Origin of the sequence: Microbacterium sp. HMWF026 (assembly GCF_003061325.1) — a bacterium.
In the GTDB taxonomy this organism is placed as follows: Bacteria; Actinomycetota; Actinomycetes; order Actinomycetales; family Microbacteriaceae; genus Microbacterium; species Microbacterium testaceum_E.
In genome coordinates this window covers 1-18,147 of the sequence record NZ_QAJB01000350.1, presented here as the reverse complement: position 1 = coordinate 18,147, position 18,147 = coordinate 1, and the positions used below count along the sequence as shown (strand labels likewise).

Sequence of the window (18,147 nt, the reverse complement as noted above, 5' to 3'; positions counted from 1 at the left end):
TCAGAGTGCTTCGAGGTTGCTCGCCAGCTCGAACGGCGTCACCTGGGCACGGTACTGCTGCCACTCGCGACGCTTGTTGAGCAGCACGTACTTGAAGACCGTCTCGCCCAGGGTCTCGGCGACGAGCTCGGACTCCTCGAGGTACTCGAGGGCGTGGTCGAGGCTCGCGGGCAGCGGCGCGTACCCGAGGGCGCGACGCTCGGAGTCGCTGAGCGACCACACGTTGTCCTCGGCTTCGGCGGGCAGCTCGTACTCCTCTTCGATGCCCTTCAGCCCGGCGGCGAGCATGAGCGCGTACGACAGGTACGGGTTGGCCGCGGAGTCCAGGGCGCGGTACTCGACGCGCGTCGACTGTCCCTTGTTCGGCTTGTACAGCGGCACGCGCACGAGCGCGGAGCGGTTGTTGTGGCCCCAGCAGATGAAGCTGGGAGCCTCGTCGCCGCCCCACAGGCGCTTGTACGAGTTGACGAACTGGTTGGTGACGGCCGAGATCTCGTTGGCGTGGCGCAGCAGCCCCGCGATGAAGTGACGTCCCACCTTCGACAGCTGGTACTGCGCACCCTCTTCGTAGAAGGCGTTCATGTCGCCCTCGAAGAGCGACAGGTGCGTGTGCATGCCGCTGCCGGGCTGGCCGCTGATCGGCTTCGGCATGAAGGTCGCGTAGACGCCCTGTTCGATCGCGACCTCTTTGACCACCGTGCGGAAGGTCATGATGTTGTCGGCCGTGGTGAGAGCGTCGGCGTAGCGCAGGTCGATCTCGTTCTGGCCGGGGCCGCCCTCGTGGTGGCTGAATTCGACCGAGATGCCGAGGTCCTCGAGCATGCGCACCGACCGGCGACGGAAGTCGTGCGCGGTGCCGCCGGGGACGTTGTCGAAGTAGCCCGCCGAGTCGACCGGCTGCGGACGGCCGTCCGCGCCCAGCTGCGACGACTTGAGCAGGTAGAACTCGATCTCGGGGTGCGTGTAGAACGTGAAGCCGGCGTCGGCGGCCTTTGCCAGTGTGCGCTTGAGCACGTGGCGGGGGTCGGCGACGGCGGGCTGACCGTCGGGCGTGGTGATGTCGCAGAACATGCGCGCGGTCGGGTCGATCTCACCGCGCCACGGCAGGATCTGGAAGGTCGTGGGGTCGGGGTGTGCGAGCAGGTCGGACTCGTACGAGCGCGTGAGGCCCTCGATCGCCGATCCGTCGAAGCCCAGTCCCTCGGTGAACGCACCCTCGACCTCGGCCGGGGCGATCGCCACCGACTTCAGCGTGCCGACCACGTCGGTGAACCACAGGCGCACGAACTTGACGCCGCGCTCCTCGATCGTGCGCAGGACGAAATCGCGCTGCTTGTCCATCGTCATCCCTCGTTTCGGTGGGTCAGCGAGCCGAGCTCGAGCCCCAGTCGTCCTGTGCCTCTTCGTCGGCCCACTGCTTCGCGCGCTTCTTCATCAGCTCGGGAGCGGCGGCCGCCTCTTCGGCGGTGTCGAACGGGCCGGCGCGATCGATCGCGGGCGACTCGAAGCCCTGCTCGACCTTGCCGGTCTCGAGGTTGTACCAGTACTTCTTGTCGTCGCTCACGATGGCTCCTCACCTGGGTCGTGCGTCCCGGCGCAGAACGCCGGTGCTCCCCCGATCCTACTGATGCCGACCGTGCGGCTGGATAGGCTGAGGGGTATGGCAACGAATGCGTCGCGTGCGGTCGGAGTGGACATCGGTGGAACCGGCATCAAGGCCGGGATCGTCGACCTGGATGCCGGGGAACTCATCAGCGACCGGGTCAAGGTGTCCACCCCCGCCGGAGCCGAACCGGCCGACGTCCTCGCCGCGGTGAAAGAGGTTCTCCAGACGCTCGAGGCGCCGGCGGATCTGCCGCTGGGCGTGGCCTTCCCCGCGATCGTGAAGGGCGGACGCACGCTGTCGGCCGCGAACGTGTCGAAGGCGTGGATCGGCTTCGAGGCCGAGAAGTTCTTCGAGCAGGGGCTGTCGCGCGACATCCACTTCGCGAACGACGCCGACGTCGCCGGCATCGCCGAGGTGCGGTACGGCGCGGCCAAGGGCGTCGAGGGCCTCGTCATCCTGACGACGCTCGGTACGGGCATCGGCTCGGCCATGATCTACGACGGCGTCCTCGTCCCGAACAGCGAGCTCGGTCACCTGCAGCGCGCCGGCCACAAGAAGGATGCCGAGCACTTCGCCGCGTACTCCGCGCTCGAGCGCGAGGAGCTGTCGTGGGAGAAGTGGGCGAAGCGTCTGCAGTGGTACTACGACTACGTCGAGTTCCTCTTCAGCCCCGACCTGATCGTCGTGGGCGGCGGCGTGTCGAAGCACTCCGAGCACTTCTTGCCGCTGCTGAAGCTCCGCGCACCGATCGTCCCGGCGAAGCACCGCAACAACGCGGGCATCATCGGCGCGGCATCGCTCGCCGTGCCCGTCCCCGAAGCGCTTCCCGCGGTCAAGTAGGCCGCGGCGCCGTCACGCGGCATCCACCTGGCGCACGCTCACGGCGTTGCGCCAGACGACCGGCGCCCAGTGCCCGCCCTCGCAGGGCACCTCGAGCATGACGACCCGGTCGTTGCCGCCCGTCGCCCATGCTGGCTCGCGCGTGGCCGCGCGGTTGGGCCAGGTGATCCACGCCCACACCGCGCGCTTGTCGGCGTACCACTCGATCGGGCGCGAGCCCCAGGTCTCGGGCTGCAGCGTGCAGGGGGCGATGGATGCCAGAACCCGCGCGACCATCTCGTCGCTGACTCTCGTCGACCCCATGCACCGGACCCCTTCCCCGGCCGAGTCCGAGTGTAGAACATATGTCCGACACTGAGGTGGGGGGTGGACTCCCCCGCCTCGACGAAGGTGACCCCCCTGGGCGCAGGGGGCACACAGGAGGGTCTGCAGGGTATTCGGCGCGCGGCGGCGATCGGGTTGGACGGGTGCGTTGTGCGGCCAGGGATCGGGAGGCGACTTCACCCCAGGGGCGGCCCGATTTCACACCGGAGTTCGGTGCCGCGGCGGTCGGGGCTATGCCGTCAGGGCATCGTCAGCGTCGTCACTCCGTCGCCGTTTGCGGGGGTCGACAGCGCCTGCGTGTAATAGGCCTCTTCGAGCGGAATGCAGATTCCGATGAGAATCCATTCCGACTCCGTCTGCGCGAGATCGTCGTAGTCATTCCAGCGGTGATCGCCGCGTTTCTCGGGGAGCGGCACGTACAGACGGAAGGAGCCCGCGTACGGATGCTCCGCCGTGAACTCGACCGTCACCCCGCCGGAATCCGGTGTCAGGCCGGTGAGGTGAAAGGCTCGCAGATACTGGCCGGGCCCGAAGCTGTCTCGGAGGGGCGTGAGGAAATCGAGTTGCGTCACCCGGCGACCTCCCGGACCCAGGCCGGGCAGACCGTTGGCCCTTCGCAGTACGCGGTGCGAAACTGGCCCAACATCTCAGGGCATTTGGAGGGTCATCACGCCGTCCTCGCCTCTACGACCTGAAAGTGCTTGCGCGTCGTGAGCCTCGCGGAGCGGGACCGCGATTCCCCATCGGGTCCATTCGACGACGTCAGTAGCGAGATCATCATAGAGATCCCACAGTCTGTCGTGCGGGCGTAGGGGCAGCGGAACATGTAGGCGGAAACGTCCCGGAAAGAGCTCATGTGCCGTGAATTCGATCGTCACTCCGCCGCTCGCGAATGTCATCCGGGTGAGCGAGAGTGACCTCAGCATGCCGCTTTCGAACTCCTGTGCGATGGGGCCAGCGAAGTCGAGTTCGGTCACCCGCCGACCTGCCTCACCCAGGTCGGGCAGACGGTCGGTCCTACACAGTAGGCCGAGATGACCCCTCGCGGTGCACCGTCGTTCAGACGAGGGGGGTTCACGACGACTTTCACATCCATAGTTCGATCGATTCTGCAGACATTTCACGCGGAAGCACTTCGAACCAATCCTTCCGCGAGCCCCGAGCGGGCTCGCATCAGCGAGAAGCTAGCGACGATCCCGAGCCCCTCTCCTGAGTGGTCTCAGCGGGTGAATCAAGCACCGGAAACGGGTATCAGGCCCCCGGGGACACCGAGCGGCGCGGCATCAGCGGCGGCCGCACATGGATCGGATAGGACGGGACGGCAGGTGAGCGAGACTTCGGCGCGGTCGACCCCGTGGGCTCGTGATCGGAGGAGGCCAAGGGGGCGCGCCCGCGCCAGCGCGCTTGTCCGATAAACGGCGAAACGTTGGCTGGCGCAGCGGATGCCGCCCGGCCAGACGGCGCGCCGTGAGTCGCAAGGAGCCGCGAACTGCTGCATGAGGGGCGAATGGGCCGGCCTGTACGCCGGGTTCTGTCCGGGGGCGTGAGCCCCGTGGACGGTCATCTCTCTCGGCGACACGTTGCCGTGCCGCTCCAGCGGCCTACCCGGGGACTCGGCGAGCCGCGTCTGCATCCCCTGTCTGGCCTTGCTCCGGACGAGGTTTACCTGGCGGATCGTGTCACCACGACCCCCGGTGGTCTCTTACACCACCCTTTCACCCTTACCCGCGCGAGGCGGGCGGTCTGCTCTCTGTGGCACTGTCTCGCGGATTGCTCCGGGTGGGTGTTACCCACCGTCCTGCCCTGTGGAGCCCGGACGTTCCTCGGCACGGGCGAACCCGTGACGCGACCGTCCAGCCGACCCATTCGCGAGTTCGAGTCTACCGGCGCGGCCGGCGCGGCCCCGACTGCTCACCCCTTCTCGGCGGTGTCGCCGATGCGCAGGTCGAGGGGGAAGTCGATGGGGAACGTCCCGAACAGCAGGCGCCCCGCCGTGGCAGCGGCCTCACGGACCGCGTCGGCGACGGCATCCGCCAGCTCCACGGGGGTGTGCACGACGATCTCGTCGTGCAGGAAGAACGCGAGGTGGGGTCGGCGCGCGAACACCGGACCGGACGCCACGGCCGCGGGGACGGCATCCGGAACCGAGAACCCCGACAGGCGGGTGCGCAGGTCGGCCAGCCACGCGAGCGCCCACTCCGCGGCCGTGCCCTGCACGACGAAGTTGCGGGTGAAGCGTCCGCGGTCGCGGGCGGACCGTCGAGCGCGCGTCTCGTCGATCCCGGATGCCGCGGACGCGCTCGCCTGCGACTGCAGCAACCGCCATGTTTCGCCGGCGGCCGGAGAGGTGCGACCGAGCCACGTGTGCACCACGCCGCCGTCTTCTCCTGTTCGTGCGGCCTCGTCGACGAGAGCCATCGCCCGGGGGAAGGTGCGGCGCAGGCGCGGAAGGAGCCGGCCGCTCTCGCCGGTCGTGGCACCGTACATCGCGCCCAGCATCGCGAGCTTGGCCTCGGCGCGGCTCGCCACCGCGCCCCTCTCGACGATGCCCGCGTACAAGTCGCGACCGGCCGCTGCCTCGGCGAGGGCGGTGTCGCGCGCCATCGCCGCGAGCACGCGCGGTTCGAGCTGGGCGACGTCGGCGGTCACGAGCGTCCATCCCGGATCCGCGCGCACGGCGGTGCGCAGCGATCGAGGAATCTGCAGCGCCCCTCCCCCGGACGACGCCCATCGCCCGGTGACCACCCCGGCGGGGACGTAGACGGGGCGGAACCGATCGTCGCGCACCCACTCGTCCAACCATGCCCAGCCGTTCGCGGTGTACAGGCGCATCAGCTTCTTGTAGGCGATCAGGGGCGCGACGGCGGGGTGATCGTGCTCGGCGAGCTCCCATCGCGACGTCGACTGCACGAGCAGTCCCGCGCGGTGCAGCGCGCGCAGGAGCTTCGGTTGCGAGTCGAGGGATACGGACGCATCGCCCAGGGCCGTACGGACGGCCTCGGCTGCCCGCTCGATGCGCTCGGGTGGACCGCCCGCGCGCCGCGCTCCCAGCTCGCGTTCGAGCAGCGCTTCGTGCGCGGCGCGGCTGTACGGGACGCCGGCCGCATGAAGCTCGGCGGCGATGAGCGCGCCCGCGGACTCGGCCGCGCACAGCAGACGCAGGGCCCCCGCCGAGGTGCTGTCGCGGATGACGGCGAGCTGGCGGCCGTACTCGGCGGTAGCCGCGTCGATGGTGTCCGGGATCCCGGATGCCGCTTCGCCCAGGTCGAAGAGCGTGTCGCCGGCCGTGGCGGTGGAGGCGGCGGCATCCCATTCGACATGCGCGCGCAGGCCGTGGTCGTCGGTCACCGAGACGGCGTCGCGCAGGATGCCGTGCACCAGCCGCAGGTCCCAGGCGCGGGCGACGCGCACACCGGCGTCGAGCAGTCGCGGCGCGAGACGTGCGCTGTCGGCCCACACCCATCGGATGTCGCCCTGCGCCTCGCGTGCGGCGACGATCTGCGGGAGTCGGTCGATCGGGACCTCGACGGAAGTCGTCGGCGCGCCCGTGGCATCCGTGTCGACGAGGGCGAAGAGGTCGCCGCTCGTGCGCCCGATGACGACCGTGTCAGACGGCACGGACGCCCGTGGGGGTCATCGCGATTCTTCGGTGCGCACCAGGATGGCGCCGCACTCGGGGCAGAACACGACCTCGTCGGTCTGGGCGCGGCGCACGGTGGCCAGGTCGCTGGGCGGCAGCACCATGCGGCATGCTTCGCACGCGCCGGCGCGCAGCAGGCCCGCGCCGTTGCCGCGCGAGGATAGGCGCTCGTACAGGCCGAGCAGGTCGGCGGGGACGGCGGCGGCCACCGCGTCGCGGTCGCGGCGCGCGCCCTCGAGGCGCGTGGTGGCGTCGGCGACGGTGGACTTGGCGTCGGCGCTGAGCTGGGCGCCCTGCGCGTTGGTCTCGGAGATCAGCGCCTGCTGCTCGGCGACGGCAGCATCGGCGGCCTCGAGGCGCTCCATGAGCGCGATCTCGATGTCTTCGAGGTCGCCCTTGCGGCGCGTCAACGACGCCAACTCGCTCTCGAAGCCCTGCGCCTGCTTGGGGTTGGTCGACGCCGCGAGGCGCTCGGTGTCGCGCGCGATGCGTGCGTCGACGACGGCGACGTCGGACTCGAGGCGCTTCAGCTCCGCGGTGATGTCGTCGCGCGTGTTGGCGCGCGCCGACAGTTCTTGCGTGAGCGTCGCCCGCTGCGCGATGAGCTCGCGCACGCGCTCGGCCTGCGGCGGGTTCGCCGCAACGCGCTCGTCGCGGCGGATGCGGGCGTCGAGGTCGGCGAGATCGAGCAGTTTGCGCTGGTCGGCGGGATCGGCATTCACGTGCTCAACGCTACCCCGGGCCTCCGACATCCGCGGCACGCCCGTGCCCCGTCCGGTGGCGCGGTCCGACGGACGCGCGGCGGTAGACTCATGGCATCCAGGGCCTTTAGCTCAGCTGGTAGAGCGCCACGTTTACACCGTGGATGTCGTCGGTTCGATCCCGGCAGGGCCCACCTCACGTCTCGACGCCGGGATGCGTCCCTCCGTCGCGCGAACGCGCCCAGATCACGTGACCTCGGCCACCGCACCTGCCGTTGCGGGTGATCTCGCCCACGTCACGTGATCTCGGCCACCGCACACGTCCTTGCGGGTGGTTTCGCCCACGTCACGTGATCTCGGCCGACCCGCGGTCGTCGGGGGGCGGCTGCGCGGGGTCCTGCGACCGGGGACCCCGGCGTCCGCGCGCCGAGCCGAGTGCGCAGGGCCTACCTCAGTTCAGGATGTTCACGCTGCGCGCGATCACCAGCGCCAGCAGCACGAAGCCCGAGATCGCCTGCACCATCATGAAGAGCTTGGCGCGGCCGGTCAGGGGCATCACGTCGGTGGGGCTGAACGCCATGGCGTTGGATGCCGAGAAATAGAGGTAGTCCACGTACCCGGGCGCCCAGTCCGCGACGTCCGACGAACGGCGCGCGACCTCGCTGACGGCGTCGCGGTCGGAATCCTGCGGGAACTGGAAGTCCGCCGCCGGCAACTCCGCGCGCGCGTCGCGGCGACGGGCGATCGGCCCGCCGCGGTCCATCTCCCAGTACACGACCGCGTAGCCGATGACGTTGATCGCCCAGACCTGCGCCGCTCCGAGCAGCGTCGCCGCCCCGCTGCCCTCGCCGCGCAGCAGTTGCTGCAGCAGCAGCACGAGAGCGATCTGGTTGGCGACCAGCAGCAGGGCGGTGAAGGCGATCGCGAAGCCGCGCCCGATGCGCGACGGCCGGGTCAGTCGCGACGGGTTGGTCACCACCATCGGGATCACGCACAGCGCGCCGACCCCGACGACGATGTACCTCAGGATGCCGGATGCCTCGCTCGGCAGGAAGGCGTACAGCCCCGCGCCGACGGCGAGGGCGATCAGCACCGGCCACCGGTGCTCGGGGCGGGTGCGGAACCCCGCGGCGTCCTGGGTGCTCACGGGCTCAGGCTAGACCTCTCGGAGCATCCCTCCCCCGGCCGCGGGGAAGTCCCGGCATCCGTCATCGGGAGTTCGCAGGTGGCGCTCGACATCTCGACATCGAGCAGACTGGGCGACGCGATCGCCGCGGCGTCGCCCGCGCGCATCCGATGTCGGCGCGACTCGCTAGGCTGGACGTTGGTTGATTGTGCGGAGCGAACAAGGGTTGCCGCACTCGTATGGCGATTCTCTGGCATGACCTGCCAGACGACGAAAGGTCTTCCGTGACTGTTCACGACCAGGATCCGTATTCGCAGGGGCCGCAGGACAGCGACCCGGAAGAGACTGGGGAGTGGCAGGAATCCCTCCGCCAGCTCGTCCAGGCGAAGGGTCCGGCTCGCGCTCGCGAGATCATGCTGAGCCTTCTCAAGGGCTCGAAGGAACTGCACCTCAACGTGCCGATGGTTCCGACCACCGACTACATCAACACCATCTCGCAGAAGAACGAGCCCGACTTCCCCGGTGACGAGGAGCTCGAGCGTCGCTACCGCAAGTGGATCCGCTGGAACGCCGCGGTCACCGTGCACCGCGCGCAGCGCCCCGGCATCGGCGTCGGCGGCCACATCTCGACGTACGCCTCGTCGGCGGCGCTGTACGAGGTGGGGTTCAACCACTTCTTCCGCGGCCTCGACGACCCGTCCGGCGGCGACCAGATCTTCATCCAGGGCCACGCCTCGCCCGGTGCCTACGCCCGCGCGTTCCTCGAGGGGCGTCTGACCGAAGCGCAGCTGGACGGCTTCCGTCAAGAGAAGTCGGCCGCGCCCCACGGTATCCCCTCCTACCCGCACCCCCGTCTGATGCCGGAGTTCTGGCAGTTCCCGACGGTGTCGATGGGTCTGGGCCCGATCAACGCCATCTACCAGGCGATGTCGAACAAGTACCTGTCGAACCGCGGCATCAAGGACGTCTCCGACTCCCACGTGTGGGCCTACCTCGGCGATGGCGAGATGGACGAGGTCGAGAGCCGCGGACAGCTCCAGGTCGCCGCCAACGAGGGTCTCGACAACCTGACCTTCATCATCAACTGCAACCTGCAGCGCCTCGACGGACCCGTCCGCGGTAACGGCAAGATCATCCAGGAGCTCGAGAGCTTCTTCCGCGGTGCCGGCTGGAACGTCATCAAGGTCGTGTGGGGTCGCGAGTGGGACGACCTGCTCGCCCGCGACACCGAGGGTGCGCTGCTGAACCTGATGAACACCACGCCCGACGGCGACTACCAGACGTACAAGGCCGAGAACGGCGCGTATGTTCGCGAGAACTTCTTCGGTCGCGACCCCCGCGCCCTCGAGCTCGTCAAGGACTACACCGACGAGCAGGTCTGGGGTCTCAAGCGCGGTGGCCACGACTACCGCAAGGTGTTCGCGGCGTTCAAGGCCGCCAAGGAGCACAAGGGCCAGCCCACCGTGATCCTGGCCAAGACCATCAAGGGCTACGGCCTCGGCCCCCACTTCGAGGGCCGCAACGCCACGCACCAGATGAAGAAGCTGACGCTCGACGACCTCAAGTCGTTCCGCGACGCGATGGACATCCCCGTCACCGACGCGCAGCTCGAAGAGAACCCGTACCAGCCGCCGTACTACAACCCCGGTGAGCAGGACGAGACGATCAAGTACATGCTCGAGCGTCGTCGCGAGCTCGGCGGCTTCCTGCCCGAGCGCCGGACGACCCACGTCGGCCTGGAACTGCCCGGGGATGCCGCCTACGCGCTGCCCAAGAAGGGCTCGGGCACGCAGGACGTCGCCACCACGATGGCCTTCGTCCGTCTGCTGAAGGACCTGCTGCGGGTCAAGGGCTTCGGTCACCGCATCGTGCCGATCATCCCGGACGAGGCGCGCACCTTCGGTATGGACGCGTACTTCCCGACCGCGAAGATCTACAACCCCAAGGGCCAGCACTACACCTCGGTGGACCGCGAGCTGCTGCTGGCGTACAAAGAGAGCCCCGAGGGGCAGATCATCCACGTCGGCATCAACGAGGCGGGCGCCCTGGCGGCGTTCACCGCGGCCGGCACGGCGTACGCGACGCACGGCGAGCCGCTGATCCCGGTCTACGTCTTCTACTCGATGTTCGGCTTCCAGCGCACGGGCGACGCCCAGTGGGCCGCCGGCGACCAGATGGCGCGCGGCTTCATCATCGGCGCCACGGCCGGTCGCACCACGCTGACGGGTGAGGGTCTGCAGCACGCCGACGGCCACTCGCAGCTGCTCGCCTCGACCAACCCCGCGACCGTGTCGTACGACCCGGCCTACGGGTACGAGATCGCGCACATCGTCCGCTCGGGTATCGAGCGCATGTACGGCGGCGAGCACTCCGACCCGAACGTCATGTACTACATGACGGTCTACAACGAGCCCTACATCCAGCCCGCGGAGCCCGAGGGGGTCGACGTGGACGGTATCGTCCGCGGCATCCACCACATCTCCACCGGCGAGGGCGACGGGCCCCGCACGCAGCTGCTCGCTTCGGGCGTCGGTGTGCCGTGGGCGCTCGAGGCTCAGCGTCTGCTCAAGGACGACTGGAACGTGAAGGCGGACGTCTGGTCGGTCACCTCGTGGTCGGAGCTGCGTCGCGACGGCCTGGCGGCCGACGAGCACAACTTCCTGCACCCCGACGAGGAGCCCCGCGTGGCCTACCTCACCGACAAGCTGAAAGAAGCCGAGGGCCCCGTCGTGGCCGTCAGCGACTGGATGCACGCGGTGCAGGACCAGATCCGCCAGTGGGTCCCGCAGAACTACTGGACGCTCGGTGCCGACGGCTTCGGCTTCTCGGACACCCGTGCCGCGGCGCGTCGCTTCTTCAAGATCGACGGCCCCTCGCTCGCGGTGCGCGCCCTGCAGGCGCTGGCCGAAGAGGGCAAGGTCGACCGCTCCGTCGTCGGCCAGGCCATCGAGAAGTACCGCCTGCACGACGTCAACGCCGGCACCAGCGGCAACGCGGGCGGCGAGGCCTGATCACGTGAGGTCCTCCACCGACGGGCCCGGTTCCGCCCCCACGGGCGGGGCCGGGCCCGACCGGTCTGCGGCCGCCGCAGCCGAGGTGGCGCAAGAGAAGGCCGAGACGCTCGTCTGGCTGCGCCGCATCTCGGGCGATCTGGCCACCGCGACCATCCAGCGGCTCGAAGAGACGCTGCCCTGGTACGCCGAGATGCCGCCCGCGCGGCGCTCGGCGGTGGGCCTCGTCGCACAGGCCGGCATCACCTCGTTCCTCAAATGGTTCGAGGAGCCCGCGTCGACCCCCGCAATCGCCGCCGACATCTTCGCCGCCGCTCCCCGCGAGCTGTTGCGCAGCGTCAGCCTCACCCAGACCCTGCAGCTCGTGCGCGTCACGGTCGAGGTGATGGAGGAGCGGGTCGCCGGGCGCAGTGAGCGCGTCCGCGAGGCGATGCTGTCGTACTCGCGCGAGGTGGCCTTCGCCGCGGCCGACGTCTACGCGCGTGCCGCCGAAGCCCGTGGCTTGTGGGATGCCCGTCTCGAGGCGCTCGTGGTCGACTCGATCCTCACCGGTGAGGCCGACGACGAACTCCCGAGCCGCATCGCCGCCCTGGGCTGGCACGGGCACGGCGAAGTGTCGGTGCTCGTGGGCACGACTCCCCCGCAGCTGGACGTCGACCAGGTGCGCCGCACGGCGCGCAAGCTGGGCGTCGACGTGCTGATCGGGGTGCAGGGGTCGCGCCTGGTCCTGGTGCTGGGCCGCGCCGACCTGCCGGCCCGCGCGGGCGACGACGTCACCGAACTGCCGTTCACCGAGATCGCCAAGCGCCTCGAGCCGAGCTTCGGCTCCGGGCACCTCGTGCTCGGCCCCGCCGTGCCCGCCCTCGTCGACGCGGGCCAGAGCGCGCGAGCCGCCCTCGCCGGGTTCGCCGTCGCCCGGGCCTGGCGTCATGCCCCGCGCCCCGTCGAGGCCGACGACCTGCTGCCCGAGCGAGCTCTCGCGGGTGACGCGGTCGCCAAACAGACCCTGGTCGACCGCGTCTACCGCCCGCTGCAGGCGCACAGCGCCGACCTGGTCACGACGCTGTGGAGCTACCTCGACAACGGTCGGTCGCTCGAGGCAACGGCGCGCGAGCTGTACGTGCACCCGAACACGGTGCGATACCGCCTCAAGCGGGTGTCGGAAGTGATCGGGTGGGATGCCACCGGCCCCCGCGAAGCGCTCATCCTGCAGACCGCGCTGATCCTCGGCTCGATCGGCACGGACGCGACGCGACGCCGGGGCCTCGCGGGTCGGCGCCCGGCCCCTTCGCGCTGACGCCGCCCCCGTTTTCCATCCCCCCGGGGACCTCACTGTTGAGTGTCCAAAACACGCCGCCGGCGGCTCGCGCATCGCGGCGTGTCGTGGACACTCAACGGTGAAGAGGCCGCGCTGATGCACGGCGCGCACAAAGACACGCCGTATATCTGTGTCGATATCTCCAGAAGCGTGCGGTCGATCCTTGGCAGGATGGAACGGTGATCATCGCCGTCTTCCCCGGACAGGGTTCGCAGACCCCCGGCTTCCTCTCGCCCTGGCTCGAACTCGACGGAGTGCGTGAGCGTCTCGAGACGTTCTCGGAGCAGGCGGGCGTCGACCTCGTCGCCGCCGGGACCGACTGGGATGCCGACCGCATCCGCGACACCGCGGTCGCCCAGCCCCTCATCGTGGCGGCGAGCCTGCTGTCGTGGGCGGCCCTGCAAGAGCGCACCGACGCGGCCGTCGCCGGGGTCGCGGGGCACTCCGTCGGCGAGATCGCCGCGCTGGCGGCATCCGGAGTCCTGCACGACGACGACGCCCTGCGTCTGGTCGGACTGCGCGGCCGCGCCATGGCCGAAGCCGCCGCGGCCGTCGAGACGGGCATGAGCGCCGTGGTCGGCGGCGATGAGCAGGCCGTGCTCGATCGTCTCGCGGAACTCGGGCTCACCCCCGCCAACTACAACGGCGGCGGACAGATCGTGGCCGCTGGAGAGCTTCCCGCCCTGTCAAAGCTGGCCGGCGAGGCTCCCCGTGGCGCCCGGGTGATCCCGCTGCAGGTCGCCGGAGCCTTCCACACCCGTTTCATGGAGCCCGCCGTCGAGACGCTGCGCGCCGCCGCCGCCGACGTCGAGGTGTCCGATCCCGCGACCACGCTGTGGACGAACTCCGACGGCTCGGTCGTCGCCGAGGGGCGCGGCGCCCTCGACCTCGTCGTCGCGCAGGTCGCCTCGCCCGTCCGCTGGGACCGCTGCATGGCCTCGTTCGCCGAGCACGGCGTGACCGGCATCATCGAACTGTCGCCCGCGGGTGCACTCACGGGGCTCGCCAAGCGCGCCCTGCGCGGCACCCCCACCGTGGCGGTCAAGACCCCCGACGACCTCGACGCGGCCGTCTCACTCCTGAAAGAAGACCAGGCATGAGCACCCCCACCCTCCGCCAGACCCAGGGCGCGGCGCACACCCGCATCTACGCCTACGGCGCCGCCCGCGGCGAGAACTTCGTCCCCAACGACGACCTCGTCGGCCCGATCGACTCCAGCGACGAGTGGATCCGCCAGCGCACCGGTATCGTCACGCGCGTCCGCGCTGATAAAGACACGGATGCCATCGACCTGGCCGCCGCCGCCGCGCGCGAGGCCGTCGAGAAATCCGGCGTCGCCCCCGCCGACATCGACGCCGTGATCGTCGCGACCATCAGCAACCCCAAGCAGACGCCCTCGGCATCCGCGATCGTCGCCGACCGCATCGGGGCGAACCCCGCGGCCGCGTACGACGTCAACGCCGCCTGCGCCGGCTTCGCCTACGGCGTGGGCCAGGCCGATGCGCTCGTGCGGGCGGGCCTCGCGAAGCACGTCGTCGTGGTGGGCGCCGAGAAGCTGAGCGACATCGTCGACCCCACGGACCGCAGTATCTCGTTCCTGCTGGGCGACGGTGCGGGAGCGGTCGTCGTCGGCCCGAGCGACACCCCCGGCATCGGACCGACCATCTGGGGCTCCGACGGTTCCAAGGCCGACGCGGTGGGCATGAACGCCACGCTCAACGAGTTCCGCGACGGTACGGCACCCTGGCCGACGCTGCGCCAAGAGGGCCCCACGGTGTTCCGCTGGGCCGTCTGGGAGATGGTGAAGGTCGCACGTCAGGCCATCGAGGCCGCGGGCATCGAGCCCGCCGACCTCGCCGCGTTCGTCCCGCACCAGGCGAACATGCGCATCATCGACGAGTTCGCCAAGCAGCTGGGGCTGCCCGAGACCGTGATCATCGGTCGCGACATCGAGACCACGGGCAACACCTCGGCGGCATCCATCCCGCTCGCCACCCACCGTCTGCTCGAGGAGCACCCCGAGCTCAGCGGCGGGCTGGCGTTGCAGATCGGCTTCGGCGCCGGACTCGTGTTCGGCGCGCAGGTCGTCGTCCTCCCCTGACGCGCACGCGTCGAACCCTAGACTGATCGGGGCCCGACAGGCCCGCCCTCAACAAACAGGAGACATCATGGCATTCACCAACGACGAGGTCCTCGCCGGACTTGCCGAGCTCATCACCGACGAGACCGGTATCTCGGCCGACGAGGTCGCGATGGAGAAGTCGTTCACCGACGACCTCGACATCGACTCCATCTCGATGATGACGATCGTCGTCAACGCCGAGGAGAAGTTCGGCGTCACCATCCCCGACGACGAGGTCAAGAACCTCAAGACCGTCGGCGACGCCGTGACCTTCATCACGTCGAACCAGTCCTGACACCTCCCGGTGGGGGCTCCGGCCCCCACCGGTCACGACCTGTCGGCCGCACCAAGGATTCCTCGCTCATGAGCACACCCCGCATCGTCGTCACCGGTATCGGAGCCACCTCGCCCATCGGCGGGACGGCCCCCGAGAGCTGGTCCGCCCTGCTCGCCGGCACCTCCGGCGCCCGTTCCCTCGAACACGAGTGGGTCGAGCAGTACAACCTGCCCGTCACCTTCGCCGCCGAGGCGCTCGTGCGCCCCGAGACCGTGCTCGAGCGACCCGTCGCCAAGCGGCTCGACCCCTCGTCGCAGCTCGCCATGGTCGCCGCCAAAGAGGCGTGGGAGGATGCCGGCTCGCCCGACATCGACCCCGAGCGCCTCGGCGTCGACTTCGCCACCGGGATCGGCGGCGTCTGGACGCTGCTCGACGCGTGGGACACCCTGCGCGAGAAGGGCCCCCGTCGCGTCATGCCGATGACGGTGCCCATGCTCATGCCGAACGCGGCCGCGGGCAACCTGTCGCTGCACTTCAACGCCCGCGCGTTCGCGCGCACCGTCGCCTCGGCCTGCGCCTCGAGCACCGAGTCCATCGTCAACGCCGTGCAGCACATCCGCGACGGCCTCGCCGACGTCGTCATCGCCGGCGGTACCGAGTCGGCGATCCACCCGATCACCATCGCGTCGTTCGCGTCGATGCAGGCGCTGTCGAAGCGCAACGACTCCCCCGAGACCGCCTCGCGTCCGGCCAGCATCGACCGCGACGGCTTCGTCATGGGCGAGGGCGCCGGTGTGCTGATCCTCGAGACCGAGGAGCACGCCAAGGCGCGCGGGGCCAAGATCTACGCGTCGATCGTGGGCGGCGGCGTCACCGCCGACTCGTACCACATCACCGCGAACGACCCCGAGGGTCGCGGCGCCGCCCGTGCCGTGCGCATGGCTCTCGAGATGGCGGGCGCCTCGCCCGACGACGTCACCCACATCAACGCCCACGCCACCTCGACCCCCGTCGGCGATCCCAACGAGTACCAGGCGCTGCGCGCCGTCTTCGGGGAGCGGGTGGACGAGATCCCCGTGTCGGCGACCAAGGCCTCGACCGGTCACCTGCTCGGCGGGACCGGTGCCCTCGAGGCGATCTTCACGGTCCTGGCCCTGCAGAACAGGGTCGCCCCGCCCACGATCAACCTCACCGAGCAGGACCCTGAGGTCCCGTTCGCGCTGTCCGGCTCCACCGTCGAACTCGGCGCCGGAGACCAGCTCGCGATCAGCAACTCGTTCGGCTTCGGCGGTCACAACGCCGTCGTCGCCATCGCCTCGGTCTGAGCGCCCTCGAACGTACCGACGCCCCCTGGCATCCCTCCGACTGCGATCGGGGATGCCAGGGGGCGTCGGTGTTGTCGGACGGGCGATACGCGGTCCCGGTGCCGGGGGCGATCACCGACCTCCGGTAATGGCGCCTCGCGCGTCCGACGGCTCTGACGGGCTGCTCACCCCACTTTGTGCAGCCACACGATCTGCTGGTCGTCGCCGGCGTGACGGAACGGCTCGAGCTCCTCGTCCCAGGCCGAGCCGAGAGCGACGTCGAGCTCGCGCTGCAGCTCGAAGGCGTCTCCGGCAGCGACCTCCATGGCGTAACGCACGCGGTCCTCGCCGATGACGACGTTGCCGGACGCGTCGGTCTGGGCGTAGTGGATGCCGAGACCCGGCGTGTGCATCCACCGGCCGCCGTCGCTGCGCGGGGTGGGATCCTCGCTCACCTCGAACCGCAGGTGCTCCCATCCGCGGATGGCGCTCGCGAGGGCCGCGCCGGAGCCGACCGGGCCCTCCCAGTAGAACTCCGCGCGGCGGCTGCCCGTGAGGACGGGCTGATCGGTCCAGTCGAAGTTGACGGCACGACCGAGAGCGCGTCCCACCGCCCACTCCAGGTGGGGGCACAACGCGCGGGGCGCGGAGTGGATCAGGATCACTCCGCGCGAAGACGTGATCGCCATGGTTTCTCCTTCGTCAGGTACGTCTTCCCCTACGACCTGTGATGGAGCACGGCGAGTGTTCGGTTGTCCCGGCCATTATCGCCCGCGCATAACGAAATCACAACACTGTGATCCGGCGATGGCGGCCGCTCATCCGAACCATAGGGCCCAGTACAGGGCGAAGTTGCGATTGCCGTAGGCGGAGCAGGCGTCACCGGTGCCCCAACGGGCGGCGAGGGCCGCGGGGTTGGGCTGGTATGGCGTGTAGTTGTAGAGCGCGGCGGTGGCTTCGTTCGTGATCTGGACGTCGGTGCCGCCGCACGCCGGCTCGGGTGAGAACGCGATGTAATGCGTCCCCGGCTGGCGCATGAAATCCGAGGCGCTGTACGACTTGAGGTCGGTGGCACCCTGGGCGACCTGCTCGGCGAAGCCCGAGGCGCCCTGGTCGCAGGGTGCGTCGTCGGGGCAGCGCGCCCCCATCGCGGCTCCGAGCTGCTCATCGCTCGGCGCGCGCGCGGCGCGGCCCGACACGAGACTCTGCTCCTTCTGCAGCGTGACGAGCAGGACCTTGGCCGAGATGCCGCACGCGCGCTGCACGCGATCGATGAGCTCGGCAGCCGTTAGCTCTCCGCCGTCGAAACCGTCGCAGACGGTCTCGCCCGTGGCGGTCGAGACGACCGGTTCGCGCGGAGCGACCGTGAGGGTCAGGCGCGCGAGGCATCGGTCGGAGCGGCATTCGCCGACCTCATCGTCGAGGAACCTCTGGATCTGGGCGGCATCCATCGCATCGCCGTCGTAGAACGCCTCGTCGCTGATGAGGGTGCCCGGATCGAACCCCGAGAGATCGACCGCCTCGCGGCGGAGCTCGGTGTTCCACGCCGCGGTGAGCGAGAACAGCGGCGTGATCGCCAGGGCGATAAGAGCGACCAGGACGGTGGCCACCGCGCCGAAGGCGAGACGGCGGCGACGCAGCTGGCGCTGACGAGCGGTGCGGCGGCGCCGCGATCGAGTCTTCGCCACCCCTCGATCGTGCCGCACCGCGCTGACCGCACGCTGCACGTCCGTGACGTGGCGCGTGGGTCAGCGCGGTGCTGCCGGCGTGAGCCGGTCGATGCGACGGGAGGCTGGCCGTCAGCGGGGCGGGTCGCCCGGCGCGGGCGCGGCGGGCCGGCGCCGTTGCGGCGGGCCGGACGCGGGTCAGCTGCCGGGG

At 70.0% G+C, this 18,147-nt stretch carries 17 protein-coding genes, 1 tRNA gene and 1 other RNA gene; 8 read left to right on the top strand and 11 right to left on the bottom strand.

What is annotated here, in order from left to right; all coding sequences use genetic code 11:
- Positions 1–1,341 carry a type I glutamate--ammonia ligase gene (gene glnA / locus DBR36_RS13120; protein ID WP_108320108.1) on the bottom strand — a complete coding sequence of 447 codons (1,341 nt, stop codon included), beginning with the start codon at positions 1,339–1,341 and terminating at the stop codon, positions 1–3.
- 22 nt (positions 1,342–1,363) lie between these two features.
- Positions 1,364–1,564 (bottom strand): SPOR domain-containing protein, encoded by a 201-nt coding sequence (locus DBR36_RS13115; protein ID WP_165801240.1) that lies wholly within the window; start codon positions 1,562–1,564, stop codon positions 1,364–1,366.
- Positions 1,565–1,660: 96 nt separating this feature from the next.
- On the opposite strand from DBR36_RS13115, the gene ppgK reads away from it, so the two are divergent.
- Entirely contained in the window at positions 1,661–2,446 is a 786-nt protein-coding gene (gene ppgK / locus DBR36_RS13110; RefSeq protein WP_108320074.1) for a polyphosphate--glucose phosphotransferase, read from the top strand.
- 12 nt (positions 2,447–2,458) lie between these two features.
- Here ppgK and DBR36_RS13105 read toward each other — a convergent pair whose 3' ends face one another.
- The 6 genes from DBR36_RS13105 to DBR36_RS13080 all read right to left on the bottom strand — a co-directional run bounded on the left by DBR36_RS13105 (position 2,459) and on the right by DBR36_RS13080 (position 7,132).
- Complete coding sequence (locus tag DBR36_RS13105) at positions 2,459–2,749, bottom strand: hypothetical protein (protein WP_133177917.1); 291 nt, start codon at positions 2,747–2,749, stop codon at positions 2,459–2,461.
- A gap of 260 nt (positions 2,750–3,009) precedes the next feature.
- A complete protein-coding gene (locus DBR36_RS13100) occupies positions 3,010–3,342 on the bottom strand; it encodes a hypothetical protein (RefSeq protein WP_108320070.1) in 333 nt (110 codons plus the stop codon).
- A gap of 75 nt (positions 3,343–3,417) precedes the next feature.
- The gene (locus tag DBR36_RS17375; protein WP_146185359.1) at positions 3,418–3,747 is read right to left on the bottom strand and encodes a hypothetical protein; all 330 of its coding nucleotides are present in this window, start codon (positions 3,745–3,747) and stop codon (positions 3,418–3,420) included.
- 527 nt (positions 3,748–4,274) lie between these two features.
- An RNA gene (gene rnpB, locus DBR36_RS13090) (RNase P RNA component class A) lies at positions 4,275–4,635 on the bottom strand.
- 46 nt (positions 4,636–4,681) lie between these two features.
- Entirely contained in the window at positions 4,682–6,388 is a 1,707-nt protein-coding gene (locus tag DBR36_RS13085; protein ID WP_108320066.1) for a bifunctional 3'-5' exonuclease/DNA polymerase, read from the bottom strand.
- Between the two features lie 15 nt (positions 6,389–6,403).
- The gene (locus tag DBR36_RS13080; RefSeq protein ID WP_108320064.1) at positions 6,404–7,132 is read right to left on the bottom strand and encodes a zinc ribbon domain-containing protein; all 729 of its coding nucleotides are present in this window, start codon (positions 7,130–7,132) and stop codon (positions 6,404–6,406) included.
- Between the two features lie 100 nt (positions 7,133–7,232).
- On the opposite strand from DBR36_RS13080, the gene DBR36_RS13075 reads away from it, so the two are divergent.
- Positions 7,233–7,305: transfer RNA gene (locus tag DBR36_RS13075), tRNA-Val, on the top strand.
- A gap of 257 nt (positions 7,306–7,562) precedes the next feature.
- Here the strand turns inward: DBR36_RS13075 and DBR36_RS13070 are convergent.
- Positions 7,563–8,258 carry a DUF1345 domain-containing protein gene (locus DBR36_RS13070; protein WP_108320061.1) on the bottom strand — a complete coding sequence of 232 codons (696 nt, stop codon included), beginning with the start codon at positions 8,256–8,258 and terminating at the stop codon, positions 7,563–7,565.
- Between the two features lie 263 nt (positions 8,259–8,521).
- Between DBR36_RS13070 and aceE the strand changes: the two genes are divergently transcribed.
- From aceE to DBR36_RS13040, 6 genes are all read left to right on the top strand, one after another.
- The gene (gene aceE, locus DBR36_RS13065; protein ID WP_108320059.1) at positions 8,522–11,248 is read left to right on the top strand and encodes a pyruvate dehydrogenase (acetyl-transferring), homodimeric type; all 2,727 of its coding nucleotides are present in this window, start codon (positions 8,522–8,524) and stop codon (positions 11,246–11,248) included.
- An 85-nt stretch (positions 11,249–11,333) separates the two neighbouring features.
- Positions 11,334–12,545, top strand: coding sequence for a CdaR family transcriptional regulator (locus DBR36_RS13060; RefSeq protein ID WP_108320057.1), 1,212 nt, complete (start codon positions 11,334–11,336; stop codon positions 12,543–12,545).
- A 200-nt stretch (positions 12,546–12,745) separates the two neighbouring features.
- Positions 12,746–13,666: an ACP S-malonyltransferase gene (locus tag DBR36_RS13055; protein WP_108320055.1), complete on the top strand. Its 921-nt coding sequence runs from the start codon at positions 12,746–12,748 to the stop codon at positions 13,664–13,666.
- Positions 13,663–14,667, top strand: coding sequence for a beta-ketoacyl-ACP synthase III (locus DBR36_RS13050; RefSeq protein ID WP_108320053.1), 1,005 nt, complete (start codon positions 13,663–13,665; stop codon positions 14,665–14,667). Before DBR36_RS13055 ends, DBR36_RS13050 begins: the two co-directional genes overlap by 4 nt.
- 67 nt (positions 14,668–14,734) lie before the next feature.
- Positions 14,735–14,983 carry an acyl carrier protein gene (locus tag DBR36_RS13045; RefSeq protein WP_108320051.1) on the top strand — a complete coding sequence of 83 codons (249 nt, stop codon included), beginning with the start codon at positions 14,735–14,737 and terminating at the stop codon, positions 14,981–14,983.
- Between the two features lie 68 nt (positions 14,984–15,051).
- Positions 15,052–16,290 (top strand): beta-ketoacyl synthase, encoded by a 1,239-nt coding sequence (locus tag DBR36_RS13040; protein ID WP_108320049.1) that lies wholly within the window; start codon positions 15,052–15,054, stop codon positions 16,288–16,290.
- Positions 16,291–16,454: 164 nt separating this feature from the next.
- Here the strand turns inward: DBR36_RS13040 and DBR36_RS13035 are convergent, their stop codons facing one another.
- Together DBR36_RS13035 and DBR36_RS17370 are read right to left on the bottom strand one after the other, a co-directional pair.
- Entirely contained in the window at positions 16,455–16,958 is a 504-nt protein-coding gene (locus DBR36_RS13035; RefSeq protein ID WP_108320047.1) for a DUF3145 domain-containing protein, read from the bottom strand.
- 129 nt (positions 16,959–17,087) lie between these two features.
- Complete coding sequence (locus tag DBR36_RS17370) at positions 17,088–17,957, bottom strand: hemagglutinin (protein WP_146185358.1); 870 nt, start codon at positions 17,955–17,957, stop codon at positions 17,088–17,090.
- Positions 17,958–18,147 lie beyond the last annotated feature (190 nt).

Coding starts and splice junctions, on each gene's coding strand:
- glnA (WP_108320108.1), bottom strand. CDS start 1,341: ATGGACAAGCAGCGCGATTTCGTCCTGCGCACGATCGAGGAGCGCGGC.
- ppgK (WP_108320074.1), top strand. CDS start 1,661: ATGGCAACGAATGCGTCGCGTGCGGTCGGAGTGGACATCGGTGGAACC.
- DBR36_RS13105 (WP_133177917.1), bottom strand. CDS start 2,749: ATGGGGTCGACGAGAGTCAGCGACGAGATGGTCGCGCGGGTTCTGGCA.
- DBR36_RS13050 (WP_108320053.1), top strand. CDS start 13,663: ATGAGCACCCCCACCCTCCGCCAGACCCAGGGCGCGGCGCACACCCGC.
- DBR36_RS13045 (WP_108320051.1), top strand. CDS start 14,735: ATGGCATTCACCAACGACGAGGTCCTCGCCGGACTTGCCGAGCTCATC.
- DBR36_RS13040 (WP_108320049.1), top strand. CDS start 15,052: ATGAGCACACCCCGCATCGTCGTCACCGGTATCGGAGCCACCTCGCCC.
- DBR36_RS13035 (WP_108320047.1), bottom strand. CDS start 16,958: ATGGCGATCACGTCTTCGCGCGGAGTGATCCTGATCCACTCCGCGCCC.